This is a genomic window from Helicobacter pylori (assembly GCF_030323545.1).
Classification (GTDB): domain Bacteria; phylum Campylobacterota; class Campylobacteria; order Campylobacterales; family Helicobacteraceae; genus Helicobacter; species Helicobacter pylori_CO.
In genome coordinates this window covers 985,620-1,001,462 of record NZ_CP122954.1, presented here as the reverse complement: position 1 = coordinate 1,001,462, position 15,843 = coordinate 985,620, and the positions used below count along the sequence as shown (strand labels likewise).

At 39.1% G+C, this 15,843-nt stretch carries 11 protein-coding genes and 1 other RNA gene; 6 read left to right on the top strand and 6 right to left on the bottom strand.

The window, feature by feature from the left end:
- From QAP06_RS04700 to QAP06_RS04690, 3 genes are read left to right on the top strand one after another with little or no spacing between them, the layout of a single operon-like run.
- Positions 1-1,521, top strand: coding sequence for a YifB family Mg chelatase-like AAA ATPase (locus tag QAP06_RS04700; RefSeq protein WP_286465072.1), 1,521 nt, complete (start codon positions 1-3; stop codon positions 1,519-1,521).
- A 24-nt stretch (positions 1,522-1,545) separates the two neighbouring features.
- Positions 1,546-3,606: a heavy metal translocating P-type ATPase gene (locus QAP06_RS04695; RefSeq protein ID WP_286465071.1), complete on the top strand. Its 2,061-nt coding sequence runs from the start codon at positions 1,546-1,548 to the stop codon at positions 3,604-3,606.
- Positions 3,607-3,646: 40 nt separating this feature from the next.
- The gene (locus QAP06_RS04690) at positions 3,647-4,900 is read left to right on the top strand and encodes a restriction endonuclease subunit S (RefSeq protein WP_286465069.1); all 1,254 of its coding nucleotides are present in this window, start codon (positions 3,647-3,649) and stop codon (positions 4,898-4,900) included.
- A gap of 289 nt (positions 4,901-5,189) precedes the next feature.
- Here the strand turns inward: QAP06_RS04690 and hofF are convergent, their stop codons facing one another.
- From hofF to secA, 3 genes are all read right to left on the bottom strand, one after another.
- Positions 5,190-6,689, bottom strand: coding sequence for an outer membrane beta-barrel protein HofF (gene hofF / locus QAP06_RS04685; protein WP_286465068.1), 1,500 nt, complete (start codon positions 6,687-6,689; stop codon positions 5,190-5,192).
- Positions 6,690-6,971: 282 nt separating this feature from the next.
- Positions 6,972-8,204: an ABC transporter permease gene (locus QAP06_RS04680; RefSeq protein ID WP_286465066.1), complete on the bottom strand. Its 1,233-nt coding sequence runs from the start codon at positions 8,202-8,204 to the stop codon at positions 6,972-6,974.
- Positions 8,194-10,791, bottom strand: a complete 2,598-nt coding sequence (gene secA, locus QAP06_RS04675; protein ID WP_286465065.1) for a preprotein translocase subunit SecA — start codon at positions 10,789-10,791, stop codon at positions 8,194-8,196. Before secA ends, QAP06_RS04680 begins: the two co-directional genes overlap by 11 nt.
- Before the next feature lie 146 nt (positions 10,792-10,937).
- Here secA and lolA point away from each other — a divergent pair, with 146 nt between their 5' ends.
- The 3 genes from lolA (at position 10,938) to QAP06_RS04660 (ending at position 12,516) form a co-directional block, all read left to right on the top strand.
- Positions 10,938-11,492: a LolA-like outer membrane lipoprotein chaperone gene (gene lolA, locus QAP06_RS04670; protein WP_286465063.1), complete on the top strand. Its 555-nt coding sequence runs from the start codon at positions 10,938-10,940 to the stop codon at positions 11,490-11,492.
- Positions 11,493-11,560: 68 nt separating this feature from the next.
- Positions 11,561-11,946: a transfer-messenger RNA gene (gene ssrA, locus QAP06_RS04665) on the top strand.
- 42 nt (positions 11,947-11,988) lie between these two features.
- On the top strand, positions 11,989-12,516 hold the full coding sequence (locus tag QAP06_RS04660) for a hypothetical protein (protein WP_286465061.1): 528 nt from the start codon (positions 11,989-11,991) through the stop codon (positions 12,514-12,516).
- 6 nt (positions 12,517-12,522) lie between these two features.
- Here QAP06_RS04660 and hofE read toward each other — a convergent pair whose 3' ends face one another.
- The 3 genes from hofE to QAP06_RS04640 form a co-directional block, all read right to left on the bottom strand.
- A complete protein-coding gene (gene hofE / locus QAP06_RS04655) occupies positions 12,523-13,890 on the bottom strand; it encodes an outer membrane beta-barrel protein HofE (protein WP_286465059.1) in 1,368 nt (455 codons plus the stop codon).
- A gap of 93 nt (positions 13,891-13,983) precedes the next feature.
- Positions 13,984-15,273 carry an IS701 family transposase gene (locus QAP06_RS04650; protein WP_286465058.1) on the bottom strand — a complete coding sequence of 430 codons (1,290 nt, stop codon included), beginning with the start codon at positions 15,271-15,273 and terminating at the stop codon, positions 13,984-13,986.
- Between the two features lie 270 nt (positions 15,274-15,543).
- A complete protein-coding gene (locus QAP06_RS04640) occupies positions 15,544-15,810 on the bottom strand; it encodes a hypothetical protein (RefSeq protein WP_286465057.1) in 267 nt (88 codons plus the stop codon).
- Positions 15,811-15,843 lie beyond the last annotated feature (33 nt).

Below are 15,843 nucleotides of genomic sequence, written 5' to 3'. Positions count from 1 at the left end.
ATGATTAACACGATATTTTGTGCGACCATGCAAAGGGGAGTGGCAGAAATCGTGGCTGTGGAGGCGACTTTCACAAGGGCTTTGCCGGCGTTTGTGATTTCAGGCCTGGCTAATAGCTCTATCCAAGAAGCCAAACAGCGGGTCCAATCGGCTTTACAAAATAACGATTTCACTTTCCCGCCTTTAAAAATCACCATCAACCTTTCCCCCTCAGATTTACCTAAATCCGGGAGCCATTTTGATTTGCCTATCGCTCTTTTAATCGCTTTGCAAAAACAAGAGTTGGCTTTTAAAGAGTGGTTTGCTTTTGGGGAGTTAGGGCTTGATGGCAAGATCAAACCCAATTCTAACATTTTCCCCATGCTTTTAGACATTGCCATTAAGCGCCCCCATGCTAAAGTCATTGTGCCTAATGCGAATGAAGAGCTTTTTTCGCTCATCCCTAATTTGCAATGCTTTTTTGTGGAGCATTTTAAAGAAGCTTTAGAAATCTTGCAAAACCCTGAAATCAAAGCAGACACCCACACGAAAAAACTACCCTTTAAAACGATAGAATTGAACGATAAAGAGTATTATTTTTCAGACGCCTATGCCTTAGATTTTAAAGAAGTTAAGGGGCAAGCTGTCGCTAAAGAAGCCGCTTTGATCGCTAGCGCTGGGTTTCATAACTTGATTTTAGAGGGAAGTCCAGGGTGTGGGAAAAGCATGATCATCAATCGCATGCGTTATATCTTGCCTCCATTGAGCCTGAATGAAATCCTAGAAGCGACAAAATTACGCATTTTAAGCGAGCAAGACAGCGCCTATTACCCTTTAAGGAGTTTTAGAAACCCTCACCAAAGCGCTTCAAAATCCAGCATTTTAGGCTCAAGCTCTCTAAAAGAGCCAAAACCTGGCGAAATCGCGCTAGCGCATAACGGCATGCTTTTTTTTGATGAATTGCCTCATTTTAAAAAGGATATTTTGGAAGCTTTAAGAGAGCCTTTAGAAAACAATAAATTGGTGATCTCACGAGTGCATAGCAAGATTGAATACGAAACCTCTTTTTTATTTGTGGGGGCTCAAAACCCTTGTTTGTGCGGGAATTTACTCAGCGCAACCAAAGCATGCCGTTGCCAAGACAGAGAAATCACGCAGTATAAAAACCGCTTGAGCGAGCCTTTTTTGGATAGGATTGATTTGTTTGTGCAAATGGAAGAGGGGAATTATAAAGACACGCCGTCTCGTTCTTGGACTTCAAAAGAGATGCATCAATGGGTATTATTAGCTTTCAAACAGCAAAAATTAAGGAAACAGAGCGCTTTTAATGGTAAGCTTAATGAAGAGCAGATAGAACGATTTTGCCCTTTAAACGCTGAAGCGCAAAAGTTGTTAGAGCAGGCGATTGAAAGGTTTAATCTGTCCATGCGCTCTGTTAATAAGGTCAAAAAAGTCGCTAGGACGATTGCGGATTTAAACGCTTGCGAGAACATAGAAAAATCTCACATGCTTAAAGCGCTGAGTTTTAGAAAGATTTCTTAAAAGGATTTTTATAAGGGAGAGAAAATGCAAGAATACCACATTCATAATTTGGATTGCCCTGATTGCGCGTCTAAATTAGAAAGGGATTTAAACAAACTGGACTATGTGAAAAAAGCTCAAATCAATTTCAGCACCAGTAAGTTGTTTTTGGATACGAGCGATTTTGAAAAGGTTAAGGCTTTCATCAAGCAAAACGAACCGCATTTGAGCCTGTCTTTTAAAGAGGCTACAGAAAAGCCCTTGAGTTTTACCCCATTCATTATTACGATCATGGTCTTTTTAGGCGCGATTTTAATCTTACACCTAAATCCTAGCCCTTTGATTGAAAAAGCTATGTTTTTCGTGTTGGCTTTAGTGTATCTAGTGAGTGGTAAAGATGTGATTTTAGGGGCGTTTCGTGGGCTTAGAAAAGGGCAGTTTTTTGATGAAAACGCTTTGATGCTCATTGCGACTATTGCGGCTTTTTGCGTGGGGGCTTATGAAGAGAGCGTGTCTATTATGGTGTTTTATTCAGCGGGCGAATTTTTGCAAAAACTCGCTATCTCTCGCTCTAAAAAATCCCTTAAGGCTTTAGTGGATGTCGCTCCTAATCTGGCTTATTTGAAAAAGGGCGATGCGCTGGTGAGTGTCGCGCCTGAAGATTTAAGAGTCAATGACATTGTGGTGGTGAAAGTCGGCGAAAAAGTGCCCATTGATGGCGTGGTGATTAAGGGCGAAAGTTTGCTAGATGAAAGGGCGTTGAGCGGGGAGTCCATGCCTGTTAATGTCAGCGAACATTCTAAAGTTTTAGGGGGGAGCTTGAATTTAAAAGCGGTCCTTGAAATTAAAGTAGAAAAAATGTATAAAGATTCTTCTATCGCTAAAGTGGTGGATTTGGTCCAACAAGCCACGAATGAAAAGAGCGAAACCGAGAAATTTATCACTAAATTTTCACGCTACTACACCCCAAGCGTTTTGTTCATTGCGTTAATGATCGCTATATTACCGCCCTTGTTTTCTATGGGGAGCTTTGATGAGTGGATTTATAGGGGGCTTGTGGCTTTAATGGTGAGCTGTCCTTGCGCGTTAGTGATTTCTGTGCCTTTAGGGTATTTTGGGGGCGTGGGAGCGGCGAGCAGAAAGGGGATTTTAATGAAAGGCGTGCATGTTTTAGAGGTGCTTACCCAAGCTAAAAGCATCGCTTTTGATAAAACCGGCACTTTGACTAAAGGCGTTTTTAAAGTGATAGATATTGTGCCGCAAAACGGGCATTCTAAAGAAGAAGTTTTGCATTACGCTTCTTGTTCGCAGCTTTTATCCACGCACCCGATCGCTTTATCCATTCAAAAAGCATGCGAAGAAATGTTAAAGGACGATAAGCACCAACATGACATTAAAAATTATGAAGAAGTGAGCGGAATGGGGGTTAAAGCGCAATGCAATACGGATTTAATCATCGCAGGGAATGAAAAAATGCTCGATCAATTCAATATCGCGCACAGCCCTTCCCCAGAAAACGGCACGATCGTGCATGTGGCTTTCAATCAGGCTTATGTGGGTTATATCGTCATTAGCGATGAGATTAAAGATGACGCCATAGAGTGTTTAAGGGATTTAAAAGCACAAGGGATAGAAAATTTTTGCATTTTGAGTGGGGACAGAAAAAGCGCGACTGAGAGCATCGCTCAAACTCTGGGCTGTGAATATTATGCGAGCTTGTTGCCTGAAGAAAAAACGAGCGTGTTTAAAACCTTTAAAGAACGCTATAAAGCCCCGGCGATTTTTGTAGGCGATGGCATCAATGACGCTCCGACTCTAGCGAGCGCTGATGTGGGGATTGGCATGGGGAAAGGCTCAGAATTGAGCAAGCAAAGTGCAGACATTGTGATCACCAACGACTCCTTAAGCTCTTTAGTGAAAGTTTTAGCGATCGCTAAAAAAACTAAAAGCATTATTTGGCAAAATATCTTGTTCGCTTTGGGGATTAAAGCCGTTTTTATCGTGCTAGGGCTTATGGGGGTAGCGAGCTTGTGGGAAGCGGTCTTTGGCGATGTGGGGGTTACGCTTTTAGCCTTAGCCAATTCCATGCGCGCGATGAGGGCTTAAAGCCTTGATTTCATCATCAGCCATTTAGAAGGGGGGCAAAATGAACCGTATAGAAAACCTGCTCCAAACTTTAGCGCCTAAGGGGGTGGAGTTTAGGAAATTGGGGGAGGTGTGTGAAATAATTAGAGGTAAAAGGGTTACAAAAAAAGAAATATTAGATAAAGGAAAATATCCCGTTGTATCTGGTGGAATAGGATTTATGGGATATTTAAATGAATATAACAGAGAGGAAAATACAATTACTATAGCTCAATATGGAACCGCCGGATTTGTCAATTGGCAAAATCAAAAGTTTTGGGCAAATGATGTTTGTTTTTCTGTCATTCCAAAAGAAACTCTAATCAATAGATACCTTTATTATGTATTAACAAACATGCAAAATTATTTATATTCTATTTCAAATAGAAGCGCTATACCTTATAGCATTTCTAGCAATAACATTATGCAAATAATAATCCCCATCCCACCCCTAGAAATCCAACAAGAGATCGTTAAGATTTTGGACGCTTTCACAGAATTAAAAGCACGAAAAAAGCAATACCAGTATTACCAAAACATGCTTTTAGACTTCAATGGCATCCATTCAAACCACCAAGACGCAAAAGAAAAACTAGTGCAAAAAACCTACCCTAAACGCTTGAAAACCTTACTCCACACTTTAGCGCCTAAGGGGGTGGAGTTTAGAACGCTTGAAGAGGTTTTTGAAATTAAAAATGGTTACACCCCATCAAAAAAAAATCCTGAATTTTGGGAAAAAGGGACTATCCCTTGGTTTAGAATGGAAGACATTAGAGAAAATGGGAGGATTTTAAAAGACTCTATCCAACACATTACCCCAAAGGCTTTAAAGGGTAAAAAATTATTCCCTAAAAATTCTATTATCATTTCCACAACAGCAACGATAGGCGAGCATGCCCTTTTAATCGTTGATTCGTTAGCGAATCAACGATTCACTTTTTTAAGTAAAAAAGCGAATTGTGATCTTGCTTTAGACATGAAATTCTTTTTTTACCAATGCTTTCTTTTAGGGGAATGGTGCAAAAATAATACTAATGTTTCAGGTTTTGCTTCTGTGGATATGACTGCTTTTAAAAAATATAAGTTCCCCATCCCACCCCTAGAGATCCAACAAGAGATCGTTAAGATTTTGGATCAATTTTCACTTTTAACCACCGATTTATTAGCCGGTATCCCCGCTGAAATAGAAGCCAGGAAAAAACAATACGAATATTACAGAGAAAAATTATTGACTTTCAAACCCCTAACCCCAAATAAAGAAGTTAAAAAATGCTAAAAGCGTTTTTACAATCAATAATAAAAGAGCTTGCGTAAAAAGAATTTGAAATATTTTTTAAAAGGAATAACATGAATTACGAGACTATCGCAGAAAGCAACTAAAAGCCCGTTTTTAAAAATAAAAGCTTTAGTATAACAGAGTCAAAAATAGCGTAATAAAAAAAGTTTAAAAATTCTAACGCTTTTTTAAAAGCAAGCCCTCTAAAATAGGCGATAAAGCGTTTTTTAATGGCTGTTTTTGCTAGGCGTTTTAACAAACCCTTAAAGGGTTGTTATTAAAGGGGTTTTTAAAGCTTCCACACGATCTCGGTGAAAATATGGCTCCTGTCTTGATCGGTGGCGGGTTGGCTGTCCAATTTGGGCCCGTTCCACCCCATTTTATAGCCTTGATGCATGAGCACATTATAATATTCAAATTTAATGTCGGCTGAGAAATTTTTAGTGAATTTATAGCCCAAGTTGAGCGATAGGACTTGTTCATTAGCCCTAGGCCCGTAAGTCAAACGCCCCAATAAACCCCAAAGGAATTTCCTATGCACCCCACCGCCAAAGGCAAACACGGTAAAAGCGTTCGCATCCATCATATAAGACAAAGAGTTAAGGGTGTTTGCATAAACGGTGTTCGTCCAAAAGTCAAAGCCCAAGCGGTTACCATGGTAGCCTATCATCCAGTTAGCGTTCCCAAAGGATTTATAAATCCCAAAACCAAAATTGTATTCATTCCATTCAAACTTTTGTTTGATCATCAAGCTGTGCGCATTCTTACCGGCCGGCATGCCAAATTGATAGGTGCCCCAAAACCTTTTAGCATAAAAAGGATTAAGCACGGTAACATCTGTTTGAGAGCGGAACCCTAATCCCGTAAAAGTGGGGTTACTATCATAAGTGATCGTAAAGTTAGGGTCGTATTCGTTAAAGGGTGAAAAATAGACAAAAGGCTGAACGCTCCAACCCTTGTAATTCCAAATGATATAAAAGGCATGCACCCCTGGGTTTATGGTTTGCCCGTTTTTAAGGGTGTAGGTTTTGGGCGAATAGAAATTATAAAGCCACTCATTATAGGCAAAGCCACGACCAAAAGAGCTAAACCACCAGAATTTGAAATTCCCTAAGTTTAATGTCATATCCAAGCCTTGGTTGTAACCACTCATATAATCCGCTGGGGATTCGTATCTCCCGCCCCTAATTTCAAAAATATCTCTGTAGTTGTAGCGCAAGTAAGCGTTATAAATCACATAGTTTCTGGTGTGATCGGCATAACTTTTCGCGCAAGTGGAAGCCTCTAAAGCTTCTTGATTAGACAACTGCGTCATTTCGGCTTGAGTCATCTTATCGTATTGGCCTTGGGTCAAATTCCCTGTGGCTAACCCGCAACTAGCCCATGGTTTTTGCCCTACAAGACCGCCCCAATAGCCCACATAGTTCCAAGCCATAGCCCCATAGGTTTTCCCTGTAACTTCGTTAATGAAATCCTTAGTGCTATCAAAAATAACAGCACCCCCCCAACCCCCAAGACTCCCGTCTAAATGATGCCCGTTAGCCGTAGCGCTTTTGGGCAAGAGCTCCGTAAAATCCACTTGCATGTAAGCCATAACCGTCATAAAGGTTTCGGTAGGGTAAAGCCCTTTATTAGTGTTGATAGGTTTGTTATTGAAACCGACTTTAGAGAAACTTTCAGCACCCGCTTTAATTTTAGCGATTTTACCCAAATCAAAAGCTTGACTTTGAGAAGAGAATAAAAAAAGAAGCGTTGCAATATTTTTAGCAGATGCAATCTTATAGTTCATGTTTAACCCTTAGTATAAACAAAAAATTCTAAATAATAGAGTAAGCCAACACCATTCAAAGAAAATTTTTTCTTACAGATCTTGAGAGTCTAATCAGTCTGTTCATCTTTCGTCCTTTTTTCTACGAAGTCCGACTTATAAAGTTAATTCTTAACTAAGTCGTTTTTTAATACTAGCATAATATTATTGTTTTTTTTAATTTTGAGGATAAAATTTTTCTTTGTCAGTCAAATACAGACATTCAAAGCCTTACTTAATCTCAACATTATTTAATTTTTTAATTTATTCATTCCTTAACACGCTTAAAGCATCAATATGAGAAGCTTTTTTAGACGGGTAATAAGAAGAAAGGGCTACGATAATGATAGAGCCTATTAGAGTGAGCGTAAAATCCATTAAAGACAGATCCAAAGGCAAAGTGTTAATGCCATAAACATCCGCTGGGAGCGAGATGATAGGGAACACGCTTAAAAGATACATGCTTAAAAACGCTAAAACCACCCCAAGCGCCACACCGCCTAAACCAATGATATTACCCAAATAAAAAAAGGTTTTTTGGATTTCTTTCTGGCTACTCCCCATGCTAAAGAGTAGGGCGATTTCTTTACGCCTGTTCATCACCACCATTAAAAGCGAACTGATGATATTCAAAGACGCCATTAAAATAATGAGCATGAGCACAATGAATAACGCTCTTTTTTCTAATTCCATAGCTGAGAAAAAATTCCCGTTTTGCTGCCACCACCCTTCAATGCCTATGCCATGATGGTTGATGGTTTTTAAAGCGTTGCGTAAAATTTCAATATCCTTCATGGGCACTTTAGAATAGACATGCACCCCATCATAAAGCCCTAAGGGTAACCTCCTGATCGCGCTTATGGCTTGAAGGCTAGTATACATGTAGCTCATGTCATAAGATTTTAGCCCTGAATCAAAATCGCCTTTTATGGTAAAACGCTTCATGATAGGGGAGAGCGTGAGACCGGTTGGCTCTAATTCGGTGAAAAACAAATCGGCTTTTTGATTGAGATCTAAATTCAAGCTGTATCTCAAGCTTTTCCCCACGATCAAATTAAAAGGGTTTTTAAAAAGATCGTTTGTATTGGTGTTTTTTAAAGCGTCGTTTAAAACTTCATTGATGCGCCTTTCTTTAGAAAAATCAACCCCAAACACCACGCCACCATTCATAGAATGAGTGCTTTTAATCAGGCTTTGAGTTTGCAAATAGGGGCTAAAAAGCAAATTAGGGAACTTTTTTTCTAAAGCTTGAACCACTTCTTCGCTGATCCCATAAGGGCTTGTGGTATAGAGCGTTAAGGGGTAGTTCATCACAAAAAGCTTTTTTTCAAATTCCTTACTCATGCCGTTCATGATCGCCATAGCCACAATTAAAACCATCACGCCAACCGCCACCCCAAAAAAAGCTAACAAAGCGGTGATGCTAATAAATGGCTGGCTTTTATCAAAACGCAAATAACGCTTGATAAGGAAAAAAATCAACGATCTATTTGGCAAATAAGCCCTTTTTAGGCCCGCTTTTAGCGCAACAATCTTTATATTTTTTCCCACTCCCGCAAGGGCAAGGCTCGTTTCTTTTAGGGGTTTTAGCGAAAGCTTTCATGGTCGCATTCAAATCTTCATCTAAGGTTTCTTCATGGCGGTAAGTTACGCTCTCATGCTCTCTTTCTTCGCTAAAGTTATCCAAATAACGCTCTGCATCGCTAGAATCTTGCTCATTTTCAAACTGGATCTTAGAAAAGGTTTTGATCGCTTCCATTTTAATGTCTTCAATGAGTTCTAAGAAAAGGTTGTAACTCTCTTTTTTGTATTCTACAAGGGGGTCTTTTTGGTTATAGCCTCTTAAATTAATACCGGTTTTGAGGTTATCCATCGTATAAAGGTGCTCCCGCCATGCGTTGTCTAAAATCTGCAAATACACGATGCGTTCAATCCGGCTTCTTTGTTCGCTATCCAAAACTTTCATTTTGTTTTCATAATCGCTTTTTAATTTTTCTGCGACAAAATTTTCAATAGGAGAGGCTTTTTCTAAATCTTCTAATCCAACATGAGCGTTAAAATCTTCTTTTAAGATGTTTTTAAGCCCTAAAAGTTCCTCTTTAGACAGGTTTTGATTGTCAAAGGCTTTGAGTTTAGAAAAGATTTGCTTGAGCGCGTATTCTCTGTTTTCAGCGATTTTAGCGCCAATATCGTAATTGACATCTAATAACTCATCTCTAAACTTATACACGCTTTTTCGTTGCTCATTAGCGACATCATCGTATTCTAACAAATGCTTACGGCTTTCAAAATGCAAGTTTTCCACTTTTTTTTGCGCGTTTTCCACCGCTCTTGTAACAAGCTTTGATTCAATGTGCTCGCCGTCTTTAAGCCCTAATTTTTCCATCACCCCCTTAATCCTATCGCTCCCAAAAATGCGTAACAGATTGTCTTCTAAGCTCAAATAAAATTGGCTCGTTCCCGGATCGCCTTGGCGCCCGCTTCGCCCCCTTAATTGGTTGTCAATCCTGCGGCTCTCATGCCTTTCAGTGCCAATGATATACAGCCCCCCAAGCTCTTTAATTTCATCAGTGAGTTTAATATCAACGCCCCTGCCTGCCATGTTAGTTGCAATCGTAACCGCTCCTTTAAGCCCAGCGTCTTTGATGATTTCAGCTTCTTTGGTGTGCTGCTTGGCGTTTAAAACGGTGTGAGGGATGCGTTCTTTTTTGAGTAAAGCGTGCAAGGTTTCACTCTTTTCAATGCTGGCCGTGCCGACTAAAACCGGCTGTCCCTTATCGTGCAATTCTTTAATCTTAAGGATCACGGCGTCAAATTTTTCTTTTTCACTCTTATAGATCAAATCGTTCAAATCTTTCCGCTTGATCGCTAAATTAGTAGGGATAGACACCACTTCTAAATTGTAGATTTCTAAAAATTCTGTGGCTTCGGTTTGAGCCGTGCCTGTCATGCCTGAAAGTTTAGAAAACATCCTGAAATAATTTTGGAAAGTAATATCGGCTAAGGTTTGGCTCTCTTCTTTAATGCTCACGCCCTCTTTGGCCTCTAAAGCCTGATGCAGGCCCTCACTAAAGCGCCTCCCCTCAGACAAACGGCCGGTAAATTCATCTACAATCACCACTTCATTATTGGCTACAATATAATCTTTATCAATAAAAAAGAGGTAATTCGCTTTCAAAGCCTGGTCTAAATGGTGCGATAGGGCGGCGTTTTCAATCTTGTATAAATTATCCACGCCAAAGAGGTTTTCGGCTTTTTTAATCCCCTCTTCAGTGATTAAAATCGCGCGGTTTTTTTCATCTATGGTGAAATCGGTTTCCACTTGCATGCTTTTAGCGACTTCATCAGCCTTGTTGTAATTTTCCATGCGCCTATCCACAGGCCCTGAAATGATTAAAGGGGTTCTCGCTTCATCAATTAAAATGGAATCCACCTCATCAACAATAGCGAACGCATGCGATTTTTGCACCTTATGCTCTAAAGAATATTTCATGTTATCCCTTAGATAATCAAAGCCAAATTCATTATTAGTGCCATAAACAATGTCTTTATAATAAATTTCTAAACGCTCATCATCATCGCGCACGCTTGCGGTGATCGTGCCTACGCTATAACCTAAGAAATGATACAACGGCTCCATTTCTTTAGAATCCCTATGGGCTAGGTAATCATTAACGGTTACCACGAACACGCTTTCACCTTTCATAGCGTTCAAAGCCACCGCTAAAGTAGCGACTAAAGTCTTACCCTCTCCAGTTTTCATTTCAGCGATTTTGCCATCGTTTAAGACCATGCCCCCAATGAGTTGCACATCAAAATGGCGCATCTTTAAGATCCTTTTGCTCGCTTCTCTAGTGATAGCAAAACTTTCCGGTAAAACTTCTAAAAGGGTTTTTTCTTGCAAATCTTTTTCTGTGGATCGCACTCGTTTTTTTAACTCTTCAAAAGCGTTTTGCAGCTCAACATCGCTCATTTTTTCATAAGTAGGCTCTAAGGCGTTGATAGTTAGGACTTGTTTTTTGTATTGTTTGATCCAACGATCGTTTCTGGTGCCAATGATTTTTCCAATGATTGCTTTTATCATGGTAATAGTAACCTTTTAAGAGTGCTTCAATCCCATTTATTTGATTAAAGCGTCAGTTTTTAATCCCATTTTAGCATGGATAAAATAAAAGTCTTGTAAAATAAAGGGTTTTATTAAAGATGAGAGATTGTTTTAAGGTTTGAATAATGAAAGCTTTTTTAAAGATTGTAATGGTTTTGATTTTTGTGAGTGTTGCTTATGCTAAAAGCCTTTCAACCCTTTCTAAAGAAGAAGAGGTTTTGCAGCATTTGCAAAGTTTTAGTGCGCATTTCAAGCAGGTTTTAAAAAATGAAAAACCCTTAGTTTATTATGGGGTTTTAAAGGCTAAAGCCCCTAATTGGGCTTTATGGGTTTATGAAAAGCCTTTAAAAAAAGAAATTTACATGAACGATAAAGAAGTGGTAATTTATGAGCCTAATTTGTTTCAAGCGACTATTACGCCCTTAAAAGACAAGACGGATTTTTTCACCATTCTCAAGCGCTTGAAAAAGCAAGATGACGGATCTTTTCAAACGACTATCAACAAAACCACTTATCGTTTGGTTTTCAAAGACGGCAAGCCTTTTTCGCTAGAATTTAAAGATGAAATGAACAATCTTGTAACGATCACTTTTTCTCAAACAGAAATTAACCCCACCATCGCTAATGAAATCTTTATTTTTAAGCCTAAAGATGAAAACATTGATATTGTGCGCCAATGATTTTTGATGATTCATTGCATTTTGTTAGCAAAAGTTAGCTAAAATAGACAAGCCTTTAAAGTTATTGTGGGGCTGACTTGGATTTCGACAGATTTCTTGTCGCGCAGATAGCATGCCAAGCGCTGCTTGTAAAACAGCAACAAAAATAACTGTAAACAACACAGATTACGCTCCAGCTTACGCTAAAGCTGCGTGAGTTAATCTCCTTTTGGAGCTGGACTGATTAGAATTTCTAGCGTTTTAATCACTCCATAACCTTAAGCTAGACGCTTTTAAAAGGTGGTTCGCCTTTTAAACTAAGAAACAAGAACTCTTGAAACTATCTCAAGGTTTTAGAAAGTTGGACCAGAGCTAGTTTTAAGGCTAAAAAGCTAACCAATTTTCTAAGCATTGTAGAAGTTTGTGTTTAGGACAAGATTTTTGGACTGGGGTTCGATTCCCCACAGCTCCACCATATTAAAAAGTATCATTTTTATAGCGTATTTAAGGAAGGTAAATGCAGAAGTTTTTCTCTCGTTTTAGAAGGTGGGCGTTGCCCTTTTATTTTGTGAGCGCTTTAGCAGCGATTGATATTGATGAAGTAACAGAAGCTCAAGCCAACAGCGTTAAATTAAGCGATCAGTTAGTGAGCCTGAGCGATAAGCTTTTAGAAAAAGCGGTGGATAGGGGGCGCAATACCGATCACTTAAAAGATCTTAACGATTTGCATGAAAAAATCAAACATTTGCGCTTGATCTTAGAGCCTAAGCCTAAGGATAAAGAAAACAATCCTAACTTAAAAGATCATCAAGGCTCTGAAATGATTGAAATCGGCGAAGCGGTTAAGAAGTCTTTAGGCGAGCCGGTATTCCCCCAAGACGCGCTAGATGCCGCTTTGCAAATTGACAAACAGCTAGATTCCTTCAAGCAAGACAATTTGATTGATGTTAAGCCTTTAAAAGATGTTTTATCCCAGCTAGAAGTCGAATTGAGAAAAGCCATTAATTTCCAAAAACAATGGCTCAATTCTACTAAGCCTAATTGATAGGGTTTAAAAAAAGAATTTCAAACTCACTACGAGATTGCTCCTGTCTTGTGTGTTCGCTTTAAAGGCTTTATTAAAAGGGCTAGTGAGATCATTAACCTTATAGCCAGTGTGCATGCTCACCGCATAGTATTGTAAATTCACATCAACGCTAGCAAAAGAACCCCATTTATAACCCAAGTGCAAGTCAATGGATCTTTCGCTCGCTCTAGTGGCATAAGTGTATCGGCCTAAAATCCCCCATAAAAACCCTCTATACACCCCCCCACCAAATACATATCCGCTAACAGAGTCTGCGGTAACAGCGTTACTAAAAACCAAACCATAAATGCTGTTACTTCTTATGTCAAAAGGAATCGGGTTACCATACCAGCCAATCCTTGCGTTAGCGTTGCCAAAATTTTGGTAATAGCCAAAGCCAAAGTTAAATTCGTTGCAGTCAAAGCGTTGGTGGATTAAAAGCGATGAACCCCATTCGCCAATCTTAGAGTTACGCCAATACACATCGTATAAATCTTTAGCATAAACGGGGAAAATCACATTGATAAGGGTTTGGGATCGTAACCCTAAACCTATAAATTTCGGGTTGCTATCAATATGGATTTTAATCCCGGGCGCTTCGTAAGTTTTAGGTGAAAAATAAAAAAAGGGCGTGGCTTTAACATGTTTGCTAGAAAAATAGAGTTGCACCGCATGGATGCCATAATCAACATCTTTTCTGCCGTCTTCAGTTACAATAGGGGCATACCAATCTCGTATCCATTGCCCCGCAGCTAAAGCCCTCCCAAAAGAGCTGAACCATTTTAACGCTATTTTAGAGTTGATTTTATAATCCAGTTCAAAACCCTGTGTATAACCGCTCATAAAATCCATGTTAGAAAGGTAACGCCCTAGTTTTAGGTGGAATTTATCGCCATAAGAATAGAACAAATAGGAATTATACAGCACATAATTACGGGTGTGAGCGTCAGATTCTATACGAGAGTCTTTCCAAGGAGCGTTCCCTAAAAAACCCCACCAACGCCCTATGAGGTAATAAAGTTCTGATCCATAGATTTGATGCGTGGCTTGGTCTATGAGCGTTTTTGTGGAATCATAAGCGAGTGCTCCTAAAATCCCACCAACGCCTATTTTTAAGCTGTGTTTTTCAATGCTTTTAGGGAGCAGATTGGAATCAACTTGAAGCTTGATTGTGGCGGTTACATAAGTGGCTGTAGGGAAAATGCCTTCTTTGGAATTGAGCTTGGAATGGTTAAACCCCACTTTAGAAAAAGATTCCGCTACCCCGCTAAACTTATAATCAAAAGCCAATAAAGGGCTTTGATTGTAAAGAATAAAAACAAACAATAGAGGTAATTTTTGAAATTTTAACACAGAATAACCTTTGTTTAATTTTCGCTCGCATCATATTCCAATTTTATTAAAAAACCCATTAAAAATAAAAGTATTCAAATAATTATCTAAATATTATTCTTTTTTGGTTGCACTTTCATTTTTTATCGGCTCAAAAGAATACCCCAAAGCCTGATAGATTTGATTGTGGTAACGGACTTGATTGTCTTCTAAACTCTCTTGAAAAGATTTTTTAAAATGCGGATCTAGCGTGTTTAAAAACACCTCTAGCCCTATCGCGCTGGAATAATTCACCCAATCATGCCTTAAATCGCTCTCCAATAAGGAGGCGTATTCTATAAGCGTTTCATCGCTATTTTGTAAGGCATTGACAATGAATAAATTTTTTCTGTCTTTAGGCTGGGTGAGCAAGAGTAAAGAGGGGTTGAAATTGATTTGTGTGGAAAGGATTTTAAAGGGCTTGTATTCTAAAAGCCCTATTTGAGAAAGGATTAGACCGCTTTTAGTGGTAGGGGTGTTTAAAATCAAGGTAGAATTTTTAAAAAACGCATCATTTTTTCTAAAATTTTTAGAAAAACTCGTGGCTTGCTTGTAAGAAATGTTTTCTTGGTGTTTGACTGCAATGTTTAAAGACTCCGTGATTTGCCTCAAGCGTTCGCCTATTAAGCCATCATCATCGTATTCAATCACGGGCGAATTAGGGCTAATGAAAGCCGTTAGCATGCCTAATTGCTCTTTATAGTCAATCCCCCCAAAATACAAGCGCTCGCTTAAAGAACGATCAGTTTGATTTTCTAATTGCGCTCTATTCACCGTAGGCACATAAGTAGGGGTGCTAATGGTGGTGTTTTGGATCAAATTTTCCACGCCTTCTTTAGTCAATAAGGCTATCACAAAAGGGAATTTTTCTTTTTCAATTTCTTTATAGGTTTGCTCTAATTTTTCAGGACTCTCTCCATCGCTGTCAAAGACTTGGATATTGAAATCGTTGTTTCTGGTGTTCAAATACGCTAAAAGGGTGTTCATCACTGAAATCGCATAACGCCCCACCACCTTTTTAGGCAATAAAACCGCTAATTCAATCTTAGGCTCATAGCTGTCTTTAGCTGGAGTTTGAGAAGCGATGAATACGGGGTTGAGTTTATTGAGTATGTCTTTGTAATAAGTTTTAAGGCTCTCATCTTGGTTGTTGTTATCGTATTGAGACACGAAAGAAAAGATTTGATTTTGTAGCATCAAGTCTTTCAAGCATTCCAAAGAGCAAGGCTCTGTCTTAATGATTTGCTGGTGCACTGGGGGCAAAGGGGAAAACAGATAGCTTTTAGCGTTCAAGCTTATTGCGCAAAAAGTTGAAGCAATCAGCGCAAGGCGTTTGAAAAATCTTTTTCTTAAGGCGTATGGCATTTTTTAATATCTTTTAAACTGAATTTCCTAAAATTTTATTATAGGATATTTAACCCTAACAAAGAAACTAATCCCGCCCCTACAACCCAACAAGAGGGCTTTTTTTAAGGTGTGCGAGATTAAACGCGCTTTTTAAATACTCAAACTCTATAAAATCCCCATTACAAGGACACAAAGCGAAAACCAAACCCCCCAACTTTAATTTTTCAACCATTAAAGGATTGCCTCAAAGGAACAAATGGCGCATGCTCTCATGCTTTGATGATCCCCCTAGCGCCAATTATAGATATAAGGCCTTAAGCTAATGCAATAATCTCTAGTGCTTAATATATCCTTACGCATGTCCCCTAATTGCCCAGACAACACTTCTTGCACCTTTCTTAAATTGTTAATCTCAGTGTTTTGCACGCTGATTATTTTTTTCAAGTCCCTTATCTCTTTAATCAAATCCGCATTACTGATCGCTTTATTGGCCTGCACTGGATCCGCGCTCAAAAAAGCCAACGCCACGCACCAACCCACAACGATTTTTTTCACCACCACTCTCCTTTTTATCCTCTCTCAACACTC